At 62.5% G+C, this 17,558-nt stretch carries 16 protein-coding genes; 12 read left to right on the top strand and 4 right to left on the bottom strand.

Features of this window, described 5'->3' with window-relative positions:
- The 6 genes from ABJF10_RS18535 to ABJF10_RS18510 form a co-directional block, all read left to right on the top strand.
- Nucleotides 1–1,102: ATP-binding protein (locus tag ABJF10_RS18535; RefSeq protein WP_348546088.1), on the top strand; the 1,102-nt coding region annotated here is incomplete at its 5' end.
- A 78-nt stretch (nt 1,103–1,180) separates the two neighbouring features.
- The gene (locus tag ABJF10_RS18530) at nt 1,181–2,398 is read left to right on the top strand and encodes a DEAD/DEAH box helicase (protein WP_348546087.1); all 1,218 of its coding nucleotides are present in this window, start codon (nt 1,181–1,183) and stop codon (nt 2,396–2,398) included.
- Nucleotides 2,399–2,615: 217 nt separating this feature from the next.
- Entirely contained in the window at nt 2,616–3,344 is a 729-nt protein-coding gene (locus ABJF10_RS18525) for an RNA polymerase sigma factor (RefSeq protein ID WP_348546086.1), read from the top strand.
- Between the two features lie 162 nt (nt 3,345–3,506).
- Nucleotides 3,507–4,277, top strand: coding sequence for a hypothetical protein (locus ABJF10_RS18520; RefSeq protein WP_348546085.1), 771 nt, complete (start codon nt 3,507–3,509; stop codon nt 4,275–4,277).
- A gap of 29 nt (nt 4,278–4,306) precedes the next feature.
- Nucleotides 4,307–4,777: a hypothetical protein gene (locus ABJF10_RS18515; protein WP_348546084.1), complete on the top strand. Its 471-nt coding sequence runs from the start codon at nt 4,307–4,309 to the stop codon at nt 4,775–4,777.
- Nucleotides 4,778–5,122: 345 nt separating this feature from the next.
- Nucleotides 5,123–8,977 (top strand): SUMF1/EgtB/PvdO family nonheme iron enzyme, encoded by a 3,855-nt coding sequence (locus ABJF10_RS18510; protein WP_348546083.1) that lies wholly within the window; start codon nt 5,123–5,125, stop codon nt 8,975–8,977.
- Between the two features lie 22 nt (nt 8,978–8,999).
- Here the strand turns inward: ABJF10_RS18510 and ABJF10_RS18505 are convergent, their stop codons facing one another.
- From ABJF10_RS18505 to ABJF10_RS18495, 3 genes are all read right to left on the bottom strand, one after another.
- Nucleotides 9,000–9,605, bottom strand: a complete 606-nt coding sequence (locus tag ABJF10_RS18505; RefSeq protein ID WP_348546082.1) for a hypothetical protein — start codon at nt 9,603–9,605, stop codon at nt 9,000–9,002.
- Nucleotides 9,606–9,822: 217 nt separating this feature from the next.
- Nucleotides 9,823–10,845 (bottom strand): tRNA epoxyqueuosine(34) reductase QueG, encoded by a 1,023-nt coding sequence (gene queG, locus ABJF10_RS18500; protein ID WP_348546081.1) that lies wholly within the window; start codon nt 10,843–10,845, stop codon nt 9,823–9,825.
- Nucleotides 10,842–11,375, bottom strand: coding sequence for a shikimate kinase (locus tag ABJF10_RS18495; protein ID WP_348546080.1), 534 nt, complete (start codon nt 11,373–11,375; stop codon nt 10,842–10,844). Before ABJF10_RS18495 ends, queG begins: the two co-directional genes overlap by 4 nt.
- An 88-nt stretch (nt 11,376–11,463) precedes the next feature.
- On the opposite strand from ABJF10_RS18495, the gene purE reads away from it, so the two are divergent.
- From purE to ABJF10_RS18465, 6 genes are all read left to right on the top strand, one after another.
- Nucleotides 11,464–11,955 (top strand): 5-(carboxyamino)imidazole ribonucleotide mutase, encoded by a 492-nt coding sequence (gene purE, locus ABJF10_RS18490; RefSeq protein ID WP_348546079.1) that lies wholly within the window; start codon nt 11,464–11,466, stop codon nt 11,953–11,955.
- A 36-nt stretch (nt 11,956–11,991) separates the two neighbouring features.
- Nucleotides 11,992–13,182, top strand: a complete 1,191-nt coding sequence (locus tag ABJF10_RS18485; RefSeq protein WP_348546078.1) for a 5-(carboxyamino)imidazole ribonucleotide synthase — start codon at nt 11,992–11,994, stop codon at nt 13,180–13,182.
- Complete coding sequence (locus ABJF10_RS18480; protein ID WP_348546077.1) at nt 13,183–14,277, top strand: L-threonylcarbamoyladenylate synthase; 1,095 nt, start codon at nt 13,183–13,185, stop codon at nt 14,275–14,277.
- On the top strand, nt 14,270–15,898 hold the full coding sequence (gene murJ, locus ABJF10_RS18475; RefSeq protein ID WP_348546076.1) for a murein biosynthesis integral membrane protein MurJ: 1,629 nt from the start codon (nt 14,270–14,272) through the stop codon (nt 15,896–15,898). The genes ABJF10_RS18480 and murJ overlap by 8 nt, the downstream gene beginning before the upstream one ends.
- Before the next feature lie 201 nt (nt 15,899–16,099).
- Nucleotides 16,100–16,666 carry a hypothetical protein gene (locus ABJF10_RS18470; RefSeq protein WP_348546075.1) on the top strand — a complete coding sequence of 189 codons (567 nt, stop codon included), beginning with the start codon at nt 16,100–16,102 and terminating at the stop codon, nt 16,664–16,666.
- Nucleotides 16,663–17,193: a type II secretion system protein gene (locus tag ABJF10_RS18465; protein WP_348546074.1), complete on the top strand. Its 531-nt coding sequence runs from the start codon at nt 16,663–16,665 to the stop codon at nt 17,191–17,193. Before ABJF10_RS18470 ends, ABJF10_RS18465 begins: the two co-directional genes overlap by 4 nt.
- Here ABJF10_RS18465 and ABJF10_RS18460 read toward each other — a convergent pair.
- The coding region (locus tag ABJF10_RS18460) for a hypothetical protein (RefSeq protein WP_348546073.1) at nt 17,190–17,558 on the bottom strand (369 nt) is incomplete at its 5' end. The two genes, ABJF10_RS18465 and ABJF10_RS18460, sit on opposite strands and share 4 nt — an antisense overlap.

Raw genomic sequence — 17,558 nt, 5'->3', positions numbered from 1 at the left:
CGCCGGCTCCATCGCCCACGATTTCAACAACCTGCTCACCGTGATCCTCGGCGGCACGGAGTGCGCCATGTTGCACCTCCGTCCGGATCATGAATCCATGCAGTTCCTGCGCACGATCTGGAAGGCCGGGGAAAGCGCGGCGGCGTTGACGCGGCCGTTGCTGACCTTCAGCCGCAACGAGGTGCGCGAGGTGGAAGCGCTGAACCTGAACGAGTGCGTGGAAGAGACCGCGACCCTCGTGCGGCGGCTCATCGGCGTGAACATCGCGGTGAAACTGGATCTCGACCCCGAGTTGCCGCAGATCGTGGGCAACGCCAATCAACTCCAACAGGTGCTGGTGAACCTGGCGGTCAATGCGCGCGATGCCATGAACGGCTCGGGCACGCTGACCATGGCGACTTTCCGCGCCACCGTGGATCCCGAGACGCAATTGCGACACGAGGCCACGGCGGCGGAATGGATCCAGTTGAAGGTGAGCGATTCGGGCTGCGGCATGGATGCGGAGACGAAGGCGCGCATTTTCGAACCGTTCTTCACCACCAAGCCCGCGGGACGCGGTACCGGCCTGGGGCTCGCCACGGTCTTCGGCATCGTGAAGCAAGCGGGCGGGTTCCTCGAGGTGGAGAGCGAAGTCGGCGTGGGCACGAGCTTCTGCCTCTACATTCCGGTGACGGAGAAGCCGGTCGAGGCGGCTGCGCCGGAGCCGGCGGCGGCGGCGATGGTGGCGGGCTCCGGTGGGGAAACGATCCTGCTGGTGGAAGATGAAGAGGAGATCCGCGAGCTGGCCACCATTATGCTGGAGGGCAGGGGCTACCATGTCATCTCGGCGCCCGACGCCGAAGAGGCGATGGTCCTCGCCGAGAAACACGGGATGGGCATCCAGGCGCTGATCACGGACGTGGTCATGCCGCGGATCAATGGCGTGCAACTGGCGGAAATCCTGGCGAAGAAGATGCCGCACTTGCGGATCCTTTTCGTCTCGGGGCACTGCCGTGAATCCGTCTCGCCGGAGACGCTGGCGGCAAACCGCGCCGAGTATTTGCAAAAGCCGTATCGGAGTGAGTCGCTGATCGCCGCGGTGCAGCAAGTTCTGGCGGCCTAAGCTCCGGCGAACAGGCCTCCCTTTTCCCCCGCTGAGTCCATGCTGGACATGCGGCACAACGGTGCGCAGGTTGAGGCAATGTCATTTAAAGATTTTGGCCTCCTCGATGAGGTCGTTCGCGGTGTGGAATCGATGGGCTATGTCGATCCTACACCCATCCAATTACGCGCTTTTCCGCTCATTCTCGCCGGCAAGGATATGATGGGCTCGGCCCAGACGGGCACCGGGAAGACAGCCGCGTTTGGCCTGCCCATCCTTTCGATGCTGAAGACCCATGGCAAAATGCGCGCGCTCATCCTCGAGCCCACTCGCGAGCTGGCGGCGCAGGTGGAGACGGCTTTCCGGGACTTTGCGCGCTTCATGGATGTGACGGTGGGGTTGGTCTACGGTGGTGTGGGCTATGGCAAGCAGCGGGAGTTTTTGCAGAAGGGCGTGGACGTGATGGTGGCGACGCCCGGGCGGTTGCTGGATTTCATCGAGGACGGGACCGCGAAGCTGGATGACATCGAATACCTGGTGCTGGATGAAGTGGACCGCATGCTCGACATGGGCTTTCTCCCGCAAGTGCGCCGGATCGTGGATCGGCTGCCCAAGAAACGGCAAACGCTGTTCTTCTCGGCCACACTTCCGCCGGAGCTGGAGACGATGACGAAGTGGCTGCTCAAGGATCCCGAGCAAGTGGAGATCGGGCAGCGGCGTTCCCCGGCAGAGACCGTGACGCATGCGCTGTATCCCGTGGCGAAGGACCAGAAGTTCGAGCTGCTCATCGCATTGCTCGAGCACACGAAATTCGATTCGGCGATCATCTTCACCAGCACGAAAGTGATGGCCGATCGCGTGGCCCATCAGCTCAAGGACTTGAAGCACTCCGTGGCCGTGCTGCATTCCAATCGCACGCAGAGCGAGCGCGAGGATGCGCTGGCGGGATTCAAGAGCGGCAAGTACGAGGTCATGGTGGCGACGGATATCGCCGCGCGCGGACTGGATATCGCGGGCGTGTCGCACGTGGTGAACTATGACGTGCCGCAGCATCCCGAGGATTACGTGCATCGCATCGGGCGGACGGGGCGCGCGCTCCAGGTGGGCGATGCGGTGACGATTTTCACGGCGGAGGAGATCGACCATGTGCGTTCGATCGAGCGGTTCATCGGGACGGGGATCAAGCGGGTGAAGCTGGAAGGCTTCAACTACCTCTACACCGCGCTCTTCAACGAATCCGACATCCCCGCGGGCGGCGTCGGCAAGGGCGTGCGGACGGCGCGGGGCTATAGCTTCGGCGCGCGGCGGAAGAAGTAGACGCGCTCGATTTTGGGGCCAGGGCAGAAAGGGCATTTTTTATTTGCCAAAAAATGCCACTTTTTCGCAACAGAGCCAATGGAACCAACCAAGCCAATGGAGCCAATGGAGGCCCGGCCTGGGGGACACCGATAGGGTGAAGGAGGATGACCGTCGAATGAAGGTGCAGTACGAAAGGCTTCTCGTCGTGCGTCCTTCCGGTCATTAGTCACTTCCCATGCCTCCCCCGGTCGCACCACACTCTTTCCAAACGACGCGTTGGACGACGGTGCGGCGGGCGGTGGGGAGTGATGATGCGAAAGCGCGTGAGGCTTTGGCGACCTTGTGCGCCGGATATTGGTATCCGATCTACGCGTTCGTCCGCCGCTCGGGCAAAGGCCCGCACGATGCCGAGGATCTCACGCAAGGATTCATCCTGCGGCTGTTGGAGAAGGGGATTCTTGCCGATGCCGACCCGGCGAAGGGCAAGCTGCGCACCTTCCTGCTCTCGTGCGTGCGTCACTTTTTGTCCGATGATCACGACCGGGCCAACGCGCAAAAACGCGGCGCCGCCGTGACCTCGAGTTTCGACGCCGTGCAGGCGGAGGAACGCTACGCGATCGAGCCGATGGATGAATTGACGCCCGACCGCCTCTTCCAGCGGCGCTGGGCGCTCACGCTCCTCGATCAAACGCTCCAGATGCTGGCCACGGAGTACGGCGCGCAAGGCAAGGCGGATATGTTTGCCGCGCTGCGTCCGTTTCTCGGCTTCGGCACCGGCGCGGTGAAATCGTATGAAGAACTCTCGCCCGAACTCGGGGTGCCCATCGGCACGCTCAAGAACCTCGTCTTCCGCTTGCGCGAACGCTGGCGTGCCCTGCTCATGGAACAAGTCGCGGCGACGCTCGACGACCCTACGCCGGAGGAGATTCGCGCGGAACTTTCGGAGTTGATCGGCTGCGTCTGAGGTAGCGGCGGCGACTTTCTTTTAAAAGTTGCGGAGGGGGTGCAACCCCGGCGGAGGGAATCCTAAGGACTGGGTAGAAACCAACCGCCCAAGGCGTGCTGCACGGGAACCGTGGCCGCGCGGGGCAACTAACAAAAGTCCTACGGGCATCGAGAGCGACCTATGAAAATCCAGCCTTCACGCATTCCCACATTGATTATGGCCGCAGTGGCGTTGTGGCCGATGGCGGCCTTCACGCAGCAGGCCCTTTACGCCGCAGTGCCGGGGTCCACCCCGGTGCCGCCGGGCGGTACGCCGGGCATCGCCATTGCCGGCATCAGCGAAGATCACACCTCCGTGCTCATGGCGACCGGCGGCCATAGCCAGGAACTCGGGGATGTGCACGCGGTGCTCGCCCGCTTTGGCAAGGCGAGCGACGATGGTGCGCCGCATCCGGAGGCCTTCATTTATCCGGGCATCCGCTATCTCACGCCGTGGCGCGACGTGGAGAAGATCCTGGTGCCGTTCAATACCGGGATGAGGAACGGCGACAAGATTGCCTGCGCGGGCTTTCCGGAAGGCTTGAACTGGGTTCGCTACGATGGGCGCTGGGTGTTCAACAACCACGCCTACAATCACCTCTTTATCGTGAAGGACATCCGCAGCCAGGTGGTCTGCATCGAGTTTCTCCAGGAGCACGGTTCGTGGAGGCAAGACTGGCCGAGCCTGCCCGGAAACTGGCACGTGATCGACTACGTGAACGCGGAGGTGAAGGGCCAGCCGCGCGTCCAGATCATCACGCAGGTCTTCGACGATCGCGGGGCCGGCCATCGCATCGTGGTCCACACCACGAGCCCGCAAATCAAGCGCACGGTCACCCTGTTCCTGCCGCAACCGCTGGTGAACCTCATGCTCGCGTGCACGCAGACGACACCCGCCGCACCTAACAAATGAACCTCTGCCAAACCAACCAACCCATGACCATGAAAACAAACATCCACCGCCTCCTGCTTTTCCTCGCCGCGCTCTGTCTCGCCTCCCCGCTCCTTCACGCCCAGGAACAAGTGATGGTGCGGGCGCGCGTTTTCAACGTGCCCAAAAACGCCGCGGACGCTCTGATGGCCTCATCGGATTTGCACAGCGGGGTGCGCGAAACGCTAGTCCGACTTCAGGAACTCGTGGCCCGCAATCAAGCGACGATCATGGCCAACCCGAGCGTCCAAACGAAAATCGGCGCCATGGCGACCAGCGATGGAGTCATGAAATTCATGGCGCAGGTGGCCAAACAAGGGAGCGAGCTGGATGTGGAAGCCCACATGCTGTATGGCGAACAGTCCTTGCGCACCTCGCATCACGTGAAGCGCGGCGAGAGCGTCTTCATGGGCAGTTTTGACGCGGCGTCGGGCGGCAACGGAACGGCAGGATCGATCCTGGTCTTTCTGACCATCCAATGAATTGACCGGCTGCTGCGACTGACTAGCGGGGTTCAATGAATGTCGTAGCCGCGCCTGGCGAATGACGACCGGGAATTTAACGCAGAGGGCGCAGAGGAGCGAGAGAGGGCCGCAGAGGGAGAAAAAGACTCTGCCTCCTCGGCCCTCTGCGTTAACCACGAGCGGTGGCTATAGTTTTAGTTGAACTGCTCTAGTCCCGCGCTCCCGGCTTGCCATCGGTTTTCAATTTGAAAACTTACTTTGAGGAAAGTGACTGCAACCCGGGCTGGCAGATTCCGTAGGACTTGATAGAACCGGGGCGCTTCCGCGAATCGGTTTTCACGTAAACTTCCCACGGCAAAAATCATGGCTGACGAAAATCCTGGCGCTGCGAAGCCGCCCGCTGACGGGCCCTCCCATCTCGGCGGGCTCGATCCCGGCGAGTTGCTGGCTCGCGGGTTGCATACGGTGAAACCCTCCGTCAGCACTGGTGGCTGGGAGCCGCCGACGCCGGAAACGGTGGGGCGGTTGCTGCCGCAATACCGGATTGAGAAGCTCATCGGTCGGGGTGGCATGGGTGCGGTTTACAAGGGCATCCAACTGAACCTGGATCGCCCGGTGGCCATCAAGCTGCTGCCCGCGGAGATCGCGGCAGACGCGCAATTCGTCACCCGCTTCGAACGCGAAGCGCGCACGCTGGCCAGGCTCCAGCATTCGCGCATCGTGACCATCCACGATTTCGGCCGAACGAGTGAAGGGCATCTCTACTTCGTCATGGAGTATATCGATGGCACGGACCTGCGCCGTATCCTCAAGGGGCCGGGGCTGGACCCGGAACAGGCGCTCGCCGTTGTCGGCCAGCTTTGCGATGCGCTCCAGGCGGCGCATCGCGAAGGGATCGTCCATCGCGACATCAAGCCGGAGAATGTGCTCATCACCAAGGATGGCTACGTGAAGCTGGCGGACTTCGGACTGTCGCGACCGCCGCAAGAGGAGGGTTCTTCCGCGCTGACCAATACCAACGTGATCATGGGCACGCCCGATTACATGGCGCCCGAGCAGCGCGACGGTGCCGGGAAGGCGGATCATCGCTCGGACATCTTTGCGCTCGGCGTGATGTTTTACGAGATGCTGACCGGTCGGACACCCCGGGGAGTATTCGATCCCCCATCACGCAAAGTGCGGGTCGATGTGCGGATCGACGAAGTGGTGCTGAAGGCGCTCCAATCCGAGCCGGAGCGCCGTTATCAAAAGGCCAGCGAGATGAAGACAGCCGTGGAGCATATCCGGACCACGCCGTTACCTTCCGCGCCCGCGCCCAAACAGGTGGCGCCGACTCCCGCCCGTTTGGGCAAGGTCTGGCGCATGGTGCTGGGGCTCGCGGCGCTCGCTTCGGTGGCGCTCCTGCTTTTGTCGGTGGCGGCGTTTTTCTGGTGGGGAAAAAGCCCGCGTGCTTCTTCCAGGCAGGGCAGTGGCGTCTTGACGGCCAATCAGCCATTGTCGACCGCGACGAAAGAAAAACCGTTCGTCAACTCATTAGGGATGAAGTTTGTCCCGGTGCTGGGGACGGCGGTGCTTTTCAGTATTTGGGACACCCGAGTCCAAGATTACCGGATATTTGCCGAGGAAACAGCGCGGGAATGGCCGCGGCCGGATTTTCCGCAGGGGCCGACGGACCCGGCAATCAATGTAAGCTGGGAGAGTGCGAATGGATTTTGTGTCTGGTTGAGCAGGAAGGAAGGAAGGAAGTACCGCTTGCCCACCGATGCCGAATGGAGCAGGGCCGTGGGTAACCAAAAATATCCTTGGGGAACAACCTGGCCGCCCCCGCAGGAGGCGGGGAATTTCGATCCCAAGGTGCAAGCGGACAATTTTCCCAAGACATCGCCGGTGGGAAAATTCACCGCCAACCGCTACGGGCTTTACGACATGAGCGGAAACGTGTGGCAATGGTGTGCGGACGAGTATCGGGCCACCATGAACGACCCCGACGTCTTCAACTACAATGGATTCCTGAGGACGGAACGAGCGCCCAACGGCATCCCCTACCGAGTGTTGCGCGGGGGATCGTGGCGGGCCAATTCAGAAGTCTATCTGCGCTCCTCATCCCACTACATCGAACTGCCCCACAATCGCTCCGATAACTTCGGTTTCCGTGTGGTGCTGGACTCTGCCCCGGTCCCGACTGCTGCTCCGCAAGTCTCCGCTCCGGCGGGTCCGAAGCCGTCGTCGTTGCCGGATATTGCGATGGTGTCGCCGTCGCCCACACCTACTTCGAATGCCACGCCACCTGTACTGGGAAACACGCCGCAGGCGTCCTCCGCCGCAACTGCTGGCGAACGCGAGGCGTTGAAAAAGGCGCTTCTGGCACATACCTGGACGTGGACAGGCGTGGGGTCCGAATCGTTTGCGTGGAAGGAAGTCGTCTTTTGGAGCGATGGAACGATGACGACTTCGACATCAATGAAGGCTCGCTGGAAAATCGTGGGATCGAAATATGTCGGACTGGAGTTCGACGACGGTAAGCAAATATCTATGACCTTTCACTTTGGCCTGGATTACTTCACCGGCTGCCGCGACGACGGCAAAGACATCGTCAACGGATGGGTGAAGGCCGGGCCGGTGGCGGCCAGCAATTCGAGCGTGACGACGACGCTTCCCGCAGCGCAGCCCATTCAGGCAAAGGCCACGCCAGCCGCCGTCCCTGACAAACCGATCGAGCGCAGTGTGCCGCCGGCGACGCCCGCTCCGATCGCTGCGGAGCAGGGTTTTGTGCCGCTGCTCGATGGCACCCATGCGGTCGATTGGATCCAGAAGGGACCTGGCGAAATACGCAGGGAAAATGGAATCGTATCTTCCCGGTGGACGCTTCCGCAGCACGGCGGAAAGTTCGGTTACTACGGCGTTTGTTTTTATAAGGCACAACAGTTCTCCGATTTCGCGCTGCGGGTGGAGTTCCAGACGGATTCCGCCGAGGCCGATTCGGGAGTGTACGTGCGGGTCCCCAGTCCCGAGGCGAGCAAGGCGGACGACACTGGCTACCAAATCCGGCTCGGCGAACATATCGATCCGGCTGGGCCGTCCCTGCGGACGGGAGGAATCGTGCAGTTGCGACCGCCGACGAACACCACGGCAGTTCTCAAAGGAGCATGGAATCGACTGGAGATCATCGCGGTCGGACAGCGATATGCCGTGCGGATTAACGATCAACTGGTGAACGATGCCGTGGGTAACCGTGCGACGAGCGGCTTTATCGGTCTGCAAACGCATTGGAAGGGCGGCGTGCATTTCCGCAACCTGCGGATCAAGGAACTGAGCGGCGCCGCCATCAGCAAGCCTGCGGCGACGCCGGCCAGTGCGCTGCCTGCCGCCAGTCAGCCGGTGCAATTGGCCAATTTCGTGGAGCAGTTGCCGAGGGCGAAAGGCTGGGCGCTCGCGCCATTGAATATTCCCGCGCCCCCGTCGGTGCGGGAGAATGCCACGCTGCTCAAGGTCGGCCTGATCACGGAAGGCACGAAAAGCCCGGTGGAGTGGCGCCCGATCTATAATTCTGCCGCGAGCATGGCCCAGATGATCATCGGCATGTTACAAGAGAGGGAATTGGGCATGCAGCGGGGCACCAACGCGGATCAATGGGACCGGCGGGTCGCGGAAGCGCAGATCTTCCTCGGGGGAGCCGAGACGCAATTCCACGAAATGCTCCAGGCGGTCGGCGGTCTTCCTTCCGTGACCAACAGCGCCGACCCGGCGATGAAGCTGGCGTTTTTTCCTCTTGTCCCCGGGCCCACGCCCACGCCGCCCCCGAAACCATTGACCGAGGACGAACTGAAGTTTTGGGTCAATGCGGGCGGTCCGAATGGAACCAACTTTGGCAATGGCGAGGCGCATCTGCCTCTGGGCGGAACCATTTCGACGAACTCACCCAAGGGCATCGCGCTGACCGCGACCTGCTATTGGATTGCGGAACGGCGAGGGCATAACACCCTCGTTCCTGTCTTGCCGGGCAACAAACTGAGCTTCACGTGCGATGCCGCTCACCCCTACCACTTCAAGCTTCAGGACGATAAGAGCTTTGTGCGAACCAATGGAGCCACCTATGGGATCTCCAGCGTCACCGGAGCGGGAGAGTATCGCGGCTACATGATCAGCGTCCACAATGCGAAGGGGAAGCGGGTCGCCATCGGCAGCAATCTCCCGGGGCTGGCCCATCTCGCTCCTTAGTGACGCGGGGCAAACCCGCGACTCACTTCTTCGCGCCGGCGATCAGCTTTTCCTCGATTTCGGCGAGGATCGCGTGCGTGGCGTCGCGGTCGAATTTGTAGTCGTCGAGCAGGAAGCGGCCCTCCCGGCCATTGATCTTGTAGCGGACCGTCGCGTAGCCTTTGTTCTCCCATTTTTTTTTGCCCAGCCCCGTGATGGCGTCGAAGGGGATGCGCGTGCCGGCGGGTGAATAGACAGCTGCTTCGTCGGTGCGGAGGACACGGCCCTTTTGCGTCAGCCAATAAGTGAGGACGATGAGGCCGAGGACGAGCGCAAACCCGCCGCAGGCGAACTGCTCCACAATCTTGGCGTGTCCGTGATAATCGGCTGGAACGCGTCCCTGTTGGTGAGGGTCATTCAGCCACGCCTTCCATTCGTCGCTTTTCCAACCGTGTTCCTGAGCCACGGCCGGCCAGTCGGCCAGTGTGCCTGCGTCATTGTATTTTTTCCACTCGTGGTAGCGTCGGTCAGCCGCGGGATAGCCGATCGCGCCATCCCAAAAAAAGTAGAGGCCAAAGCCAATGAAGAAGATGGCAATAAAAAGCTTCTGTTTCTTCCAGATAGGGGTGACGTGAGCTTCGGTGGGCATGGGGGTGGAAAATGTCGAACGATGAATGCCGAATGACGAGCGGATTTCGCAGTGCCGAAGAATTGTGACATTGGCCATCGGCCATCGGGCTTACCCAATCTCGTGATGAATCTGCTGAAACCGGGCGATCCCGGTTTTCAAAAGAGGGATGAATCAGGAATCGGACGAAACGCCTCCGCCCGCCCTCCTTTTTCCTGTTTTCCTGATTCCTCTAATCCTACTCCCCGTTTCGAGTCCGGATGCGCGCGATGGCCCACTGCGCGTGCTCGACGATGAGGGGCTCGGGATCGTGCGCGGCTTTTTCGAGGGCGGGCAGATCGTCGCGGGTGCCGATGTTGCCGAGGGCGACACAGACGTTGCGCAGGAAGCCGCGGCGCTTGATGCGCTTGATGGGGGATTTGCGGAAGAGCTGGCGGAAGCTGTCGTCGTCCAGCGCGAGGAAATCGCGCAGCGCCCAGCCGTGGACGTACTCGCGCGCGGCAAAAGCGCTCTCGCTGGAAGCCTGGGCAAAGCGGTTCCACGGGCAGGCGGTGAGGCAATCGTCGCAGCCGTAAATGCGGTCGCCCATGGCCTCGCGGAATTCCTCGGGGATCGCGCCCTTGTTTTCAATGGTGAGGTAGGAGATGCAGCGCCGGGCGTCGAGCTGGCGTGGCGCGGTGATGGCGCCGGTGGGGCAGGCGTCGATGCAGCGGGTGCACCGGCCGCAGTGGTCGGCCATCGGGGCATCGGGGGCGAAGTCGAGCGTGGTGAGGATTTCCGCGAGGAAGAACCAGGTGCCGAGCTTCGGATGAATGAGCATCGTGCTCTTGCCCTGCCAGCCCGCGCCGGCGACCGCCGCGAGGTCGCGCTCGAGCACCGGGCCGGTATCGACATAGCAGCGCTGCCGCCCGCCGCGGGAGATGAGCCATTCGTCGAGCGTGCGCAGCTTCTTTTCGATCACGTCATGATAGTCATCGCCCCAAGCGTATTGGGCGATGCGCCCGTGCGCCTGGCCATCCGGCTTTTCGCCTTCGCCGCTCCAATAGTTCATCGCCAGCACGATGATGCTGCGGGCGCCCGGCAGCACCTGCTGCGGGTCCGTGCGCCGCTGCTCGTTGCGCTCCAGCCACGCCATTTCGCCCGCGCGCCCGTCGGCCAGCCAGGCCCGGAACTCTGCGGCATGTGGCGGGGTGACGCAGGCGGCGATGCGGCAGACGTCAAAACCGAGTTGCTGGGCGAGCGTGGCGAGCTCTTCTTTCACGTCACAGTCTGCCACGAAAAGGCGCGGCGCGCCTCGGCGATCACCACGTTCGCGGCGTCGTCATGCGCGAGCGTTGACGAATCGAGCGTGAACTGGGCGGCCCCCTCGTAGAGCGGGCGGCGTTGCTCGAGCAACTCGTGCACCGTGGCGCGCGGGTCGTCGGTTTGCAGCAAGGGGCGCTTCTTGTTGCGTGAAACGCGCTCGAAAATGACCTCTTCGCTGGCGGTCAGCCAGACGACGAGGCCGAGTTCGCGGAGGAGTTCCCGATTCTCCGGGCGCAGGACGATGCCGCCGCCCGTGGAAAAGACGGCGCGATTCAGGTTGCCGAGCGAGCGCAGGACGGCGGTTTCCTGTTCGCGAAACCACGGCTCACCGTGCCGGGCGAAGATTTCCGCGACCTGCATCCCCGCCCGTTCCACCACCACGGCATCGGTATCGATGAACTGAAAGCCCAGGCGATGCGCGACCAGTCGTCCGATGGACGTCTTGCCACTGCCCATGAAGCCGATGAAGACGATGTTGTTGCGCATGCCCGGGCATTCTTGCCCAAACTGATGGCGCGTGCCAAAGGCATTCGGCATTGCCTCGCGCCGCGGGCCACGCTCCAATGCAGCCCCTATGAGTTCCACCAACCCCCTCGTTGCCGTCGTCATGGGCAGCACTTCCGACTGGGAGACGCTGCGTCATGCCTCGGAAATGCTGGAGAAATTTGGCGTCCCGCACGAGCAGCGCGTCGTCTCCGCGCACCGTACGCCGGTCTTGATGGCGGAGTTTGCGCGCGACGCGGCCGGGCGGGGGATTCAGGTCATCATTGCCGGTGCCGGCGGTGCGGCGCATCTGCCGGGCATGATCGCCGCCCACACGCCGCTGCCCGTGCTCGGGGTGCCGGTGGAGAGCAAGGTCTTGCGGGGGATGGATTCGCTACTTTCGATCGTGCAAATGCCAGCGGGGATTCCGGTCGGCACGCTGGCCATCGGCGAAGCGGGAGCGAAGAATGCCGGTTTGCTCGCGATCAGCATCCTCGCCCTGAATGACCCGGAACTACGCGGCGCCCTCGACCGTTATCGCGAGCACCAGACTTCGTCTGTGCTGGCGGCACGGCTGCCGTAGTACGTTGTCCGCCAACCCCTTTACGGAAAAACGCCTATGCCTTCCCCACGCATCTATCTCCCCGGCAGCACCATCGGCGTGATGGGCGGCGGCCAGCTCGGGCGCATGTTTGCCATCGCCGCGCGGCGCATGGGCTATCGCGTCCACACGTTTTCACCGGATGAAGACACGCCGACCGGCCAACTGGCAGACCGGGAGGTGGCGGCGCGTTACGACGACGCGGAAGCGGTGCGCGATTTTGCCCGCGGGATCGATGTGCTGACATTCGAGTTTGAAAATGTGCCGACGCAGACCGTGGAATGGGCGGCGGAGTTCTGCGAGGTGCGCCCTTCGGCGAATGTCCTGCACATCTGCCAGCATCGGCTGCGCGAGAAGCAGTTCCTCGCGGGCGCAGGCCTGCCGTTGCCGCGTTTCATGCCGGTCAATAGCGCCGCCGAACTGGCGGATGCGCTCACGCACCTGGGTGTCCCCGCGGTGCTCAAGACGGCGGCCTTCGGTTACGACGGCAAGGGCCAGCGCAAGATCGAGCGGCGCGAAGACCCGGCGAAGGTGTGGGAGGAATTCGGCGGCGGCCATGCCGTGCTGGAGCAGTTCGTGGAATTCGAAAAGGAAGTCTCGGTCATCGTGGCGCGGGGCGCGGATGGTCAGATGGCCGCCTACCCGGTGTGTGAGAATTTGCATCGCAATCACATCCTCGATGTCACGGTCGTGCCGGCGGGGATCGACGCCGAGGTGGATGTGCAGGCGCGGGTGCTCGCCGGCGAAGTCGCCGAAAAGCTCGGCCTTGTGGGCCTCCTCGCGGTCGAGATGTTTCTGCTCAAGGATGGCGCGCTGCTCATCAATGAACTCGCGCCCCGCCCGCACAACAGCGGCCATTTTTCTTTCGACGCCAGCATCACGAGCCAGTTCGAGCAGCAGTTGCGCGCCGTCTGCGGTCTGCCGCTGGGCAGCACTGAATCGCTGCGGCCCGCGGCCATGGTGAACCTGCTTGGCGATCTCTGGGCGAAGGGCGAGCCCAATTGGGCGGCGGCGGCGGCGATGCCGCGGGTGAAGATCCATCTTTACGGCAAAGCGGAGCCGCGCCCGGGGCGCAAAATGGGGCATCTGGTGGCTTTTGGGAGTTCCGCGGAAGAAGCCATGCACCATGCCCTGGATGCGCGCGCGGCGTTGATCAAAGCAGGTGCGCCGGCCGCGAAACGCCGGGCGCCCGCGAAGACTGCCCGCTGAGTGGAAACACAAATCCTCGCCACCAATACGCCGCGCCGGCTCTCAGCGGCCGTGAAGGCGGCTGCCGGCGTGCTCGCGGATGGACAAACCGTGGCCCTGCCGACGGAGACGGTCTATGGGCTGGCCGCCGATGCGTTGCGCCCCGACGCGGTCCTCCAGATTTTCGAGGCCAAAGAGCGACCGTTCTTCGACCCGCTCATCGTGCACCTGCCATCCCGGGACTGGCTCGATCGCGTCACGCAGATCCCAAATGGAAGCCGCGCGATGGTCGAGGCGCTGGTCACCAAGTTCTGGCCCGGCCCATTGACGCTCGTGCTCCCGCGCCAGTTGATCGTGCCGGATATCGTGACCGCCGGGCTCGATACCGTGGCTGTGCGAATGAGCGCGCATCCGGTTTTCCGCGCGGTGGTGGAGCATTTCGGTCACCCCCTCGCGGCGCCCAGCGCGAATCGCTTCGGCCGCATCAGCCCGACCACGGCCGAGCATGTGCGGAGCGAACTCGACGAGCGCATCCCGCTCATCGTGGACGGCGGCCCCACCGAGCACGGCGTGGAGTCCACCATCGTCAAGGTCGAGGCGGGGGAATTGCGCCTGCTGCGCGCGGGACCCATCACGCCGGAGGATCTCGGCGGTGTTTTCCAGGAGCTGTGCGAAGCGCGGGATTACCGTCCGACCGAAGAGGAATTCGCCCGATTCTACGAAGGCCTCGGCGTCAATTTTTCGGCGATGTTGCGCGGCGAAGACAGCGTGAACGTGGAAGCGCCGGGCCAATTGGCCAGTCATTATGCCCCACGGACGCCGCTGCGGCTCATTGCCCCGGGCGTGGCCGTGCTCATCTACGATCAGGAAAACCAAGTGCCGGCGCGGCTCGGGTCGCTTGCGTTTCAAGCGCCATCGACGGCCGCCGAATTCGCCTGCGAAGAAATCCTTTCGCCGACCGGTGATCTGCGCGAGGCGGCGGCGACGCTCTTCGCCAAGATGCGCCGCCTCGATGAGGCGGGACTCGACATGATAATCGCCGAACAGGTGCCTGAGCGTGGACTTGGCATTGCCATCATGGACCGTCTTCGCAAGGCTTCGGCGCAACATGTCTGAAAAGCCCGCGGCGCCTGCCAACAAGATCAGTACCAAAGCCGCGGGTCTGGTGAGCCTCGCCGTGATGTCGAGCCGCGTGCTCGGTCTCCTGCGCGATCAAATTTTCGCCGCGCTCTTCGGCGCCAGCGCGCAAATGGACGCCTTCGTCACGGCGTTCCGCGCTCCGAATTTGCTGCGCGATCTTTTCGCCGAGGGCGCGTTGTCCACCGCCTTCATCACCACTTTTTCCGAGAAGATCACCAAGGAAGGCGACGGCGCCGCGTGGCGCCTGGCCAATAAGGTCGCGACGCTCGCGGCGGTCTTCATGAGCCTGGTCACCCTGCTCGGCATCTGGGGCGCGCCGCTCATCACCCATCTGCTTGCCGGGGGCTTCGATGCGGAAAAGATGGCCCTCACGGTGAAGCTCACGCGCATCATGTTTCCCTTCATCGCGCTCGTGTCGCTCGCGGCGCTGGTCATGGGCATGCTCAATGCCAAAAACGTCTTCGGCATGCCGGCCATGGCGTCCACTTTTTTCAACATCGGCTCGATCGCCGGCGGCCTCGCTTTCGGGTGGTGGCTCGATCCGCACTTCGGCACGAAGCAGTACGGCACCGGTTCGCTGGTGGGCATGGCGATCGGCGTCTTGATCGGCGGCCTGGCGCAATTGGTCGTGCAATTCCCATCGCTGCGCCGGGTGGGCTATCATTTTCGGCCCGACTTTCAATGGCGCGACCCGGGCGTGCGGCGCATCCTGCTCCTCATGGGCCCGGCGGTGATCGCGGCGAGCGCGGTGCAGGTGAATGTGATGGTCAACGGCAACTTCGCTTCCCACTTGAGCAATGGCGCAGTGAGTTGGCTCAGCTATGCCTTTCGCTTGATGCAATTGCCCATCGGCATTTTCGGCGTGGCGATCAGCACGGTTACGCTGCCTGTAATCACGCGCAGTGCCGCGGTAGGCAACCGGGTGGAATTCCGCAGCATCCTCGCCAAGGGCATGCGGCTCGCGTTTTTGCTCACGGTCCCTTCCACGATCGGCCTGGTCATGCTGGCCCGGCCCATTATCGGGCTCATCTACGAGCGCCGCAAATTTAGCCCGGAAGATACCGGGCACACTGCGGAAGCACTCCAATTCTACGCCATCGGCCTGTGCGCCTACGCCGGGATCAAGGTGCTCGCCCCGGCGTTCTACGCCATTGGCAAACGGAATACGCCGATGCTGGTGAGCTTCCTTTCGATCGGCGTGAACTACGGCCTAAATCAGATTTTCACCTTCAATCTCGGCTGGGCCCATCGCGGGCTGGCGTTTTCGACTGGCCTCGTCGCGCTGACGAATTTCGCCCTGCTCTACCTGCTCATGCACAAGGAGGTGAAGCGCCTGGAGACGAGGCAGATGATCGTGACCCTTGCCAAGCTGGCCGTCGCCGGCGGCGTCCTCGCCCTGGTCTGTTGGGCGGGAAATACCTGGGTGCTCGCCGGCTGGTCCGAAGAGGGTTTCCTCGTCCGGGTATTGCTGTTGTTCGTCACCATCGCCGTCGCCGCCACCGTCTTCTTCGCCGTTGCCTTGCTCCTCCGCATGGAGGAACTCGACGACGTGTCGGCGCTGGCCAAGCGCAAGCTCGGCCGCTTCGTGAAGCGCTGAGCCCGATTCATGAAAAGACTCTTTAACCGCCGAGGCGCTGAGACGCGGAGGAAAAGACCGGGACATTCACTCCCTCCGTGCCTCGGCGCCTCCGCTGTTCGAAAAGTTCGTCGTAACTCCCCCTTGGCCTGCGGCGTCTTTACCATGATGATGATTGGCGAAAAGTTCCTCCTCCTGCGTATTTTCCGCTAAACTCCTCCCATGCGCCTGCCCTGGATCAAATTCGTTGCCGTGCTGCTCATCATTTGGGCCGTCGTGGGCGGGGTCATCTATTGGGCACACAGCGTGAAACCCACGCCGGAATCCGTGATGCGCTATCTGGAGGAACACCCGGTCGCCAACGCCTCACCGGAAGACCGCAGCAAGACCGTGGAAAAGATCGCCAAGGATCTCAACCAGCTCCCCTATGAGGAACGGCGCGAGGTTCGCATGAGTCGGAAGCTCAATAAGTTTTTCCGCGGGCTGCCTGCGGACGAGCAGACGCGTTTCCTCGATCTCACCCTGCCCACCGGGTTCAAGCAAATGATGGACGCGCTCAACAAAATGACGCCCGAGAAGCGGAAGGAATTTGTCAACAAGGCGCTGGCCGACGTGAAAAAGCACGAGGGCGACGATGTTCCCGAGGACAAGCGCAACCTCGATGCCAATGGCCAGAAGATGATCGACCAGGGCTTCCGGTCCTTTTATAGCGATGCCAGCGCGGAGACGAAGATGGATGTCGCGCCGCTCATCGAGCAGTTGCAAAAAAACCTCCAGGGCATGCGATGAACCTCCCGGCCCGACGCGCTTTCACGCTCATCGAACTGTTGGTCGTCATCGGCGTCATCGGCATCCTCTCGGCGTTTGCCTATCCCGTTTACCAAAAATCGGTGGAGGGCGGGCGGGCGACGGCGTGCCTTTCCAACCTGCGGCAGATCAGCGGAGGACTGAATGCGTATCTCAATGACAACGACATGAAGATGCCTACGCTGCAAGTCGCGCGCGACAGTCTAAATCAGGACGTGCCGGTGATCGACAACACGCTCGACAAATACCTGACCGCGAAGGGCGTCTTCGCCTGCCCGGCGGATAACAAGAATTTTGCCGCGAAAACCGGCACCAGCTACGGCTGGAACGTGGCGCTCAACGGGCAGGCGGTCGCCAGCCTCAACTTTCTGCAACTCGTCACCGATACCACCCACATCCCGGTCATCTTCGACAAGGAAGGGTTTCATCCCTACCTCAGCGACAAGGTCAACATCCTCTACGCCGATGGTCACGCGACCAAGGACGTGAAATTTTTCACCGGGAATTAATGCGGTCGCGTGGCCACCGTGGAATCGATCGGCCGGGCGAACGTCGCATCTCGCTGCGCCGGCGCCGGCATCGTCAGCATCTGCACCTTGCGCTCGGACTTCACCTGGTCGAGCAGCAGCAGGTAGCGGTTGAGTTGATTTTGGTAAACCAACGCCGCGCGCCCATCGCCGGGGATCAGGCTGTCCTTTTCCGACCGCAGTTTCTGCTGGAGGTTTCGCACCACGTTTTCACGCTCTTCCAGCGACGGTTTGGGGCCAGCGGGATGGAGGGCGGCGTTGAGCAGCCCATCGATTTCGGCCGCGTAATCCGGTGGAGGTGGAGGCGCGGAATTTCCAAACATGTTGAGCGACAAGGGCTGCACCGG

It is taken from the genome of Chthoniobacter sp., assembly GCF_040003245.1.
Lineage (GTDB): Bacteria > Verrucomicrobiota > Verrucomicrobiia > Chthoniobacterales > Chthoniobacteraceae > Chthoniobacter.
Note: the sequence above shows the minus strand (reverse complement) of the source record. Positions and strands in the feature narration are given on the sequence as shown.

Excerpts from the sequence above, each read along its gene's own strand:
- ABJF10_RS18530 (WP_348546087.1), top strand. The coding sequence starts at position 1,181 with ATGTCATTTAAAGATTTTGGCCTCCTCGATGAGGTCGTTCGCGGTGTG.
- ABJF10_RS18525 (WP_348546086.1), top strand. The coding sequence starts at position 2,616 with ATGCCTCCCCCGGTCGCACCACACTCTTTCCAAACGACGCGTTGGACG.
- ABJF10_RS18520 (WP_348546085.1), top strand. The coding sequence starts at position 3,507 with ATGAAAATCCAGCCTTCACGCATTCCCACATTGATTATGGCCGCAGTG.
- ABJF10_RS18515 (WP_348546084.1), top strand. The coding sequence starts at position 4,307 with ATGAAAACAAACATCCACCGCCTCCTGCTTTTCCTCGCCGCGCTCTGT.
- ABJF10_RS18510 (WP_348546083.1), top strand. The coding sequence starts at position 5,123 with ATGGCTGACGAAAATCCTGGCGCTGCGAAGCCGCCCGCTGACGGGCCC.
- ABJF10_RS18505 (WP_348546082.1), bottom strand. The coding sequence starts at position 9,605 with ATGCCCACCGAAGCTCACGTCACCCCTATCTGGAAGAAACAGAAGCTT.
- ABJF10_RS18495 (WP_348546080.1), bottom strand. The coding sequence starts at position 11,375 with ATGCGCAACAACATCGTCTTCATCGGCTTCATGGGCAGTGGCAAGACG.
- purE (WP_348546079.1), top strand. The coding sequence starts at position 11,464 with ATGAGTTCCACCAACCCCCTCGTTGCCGTCGTCATGGGCAGCACTTCC.
- ABJF10_RS18485 (WP_348546078.1), top strand. The coding sequence starts at position 11,992 with ATGCCTTCCCCACGCATCTATCTCCCCGGCAGCACCATCGGCGTGATG.
- murJ (WP_348546076.1), top strand. The coding sequence starts at position 14,270 with ATGTCTGAAAAGCCCGCGGCGCCTGCCAACAAGATCAGTACCAAAGCC.
- ABJF10_RS18470 (WP_348546075.1), top strand. The coding sequence starts at position 16,100 with ATGCGCCTGCCCTGGATCAAATTCGTTGCCGTGCTGCTCATCATTTGG.
- ABJF10_RS18465 (WP_348546074.1), top strand. The coding sequence starts at position 16,663 with ATGAACCTCCCGGCCCGACGCGCTTTCACGCTCATCGAACTGTTGGTC.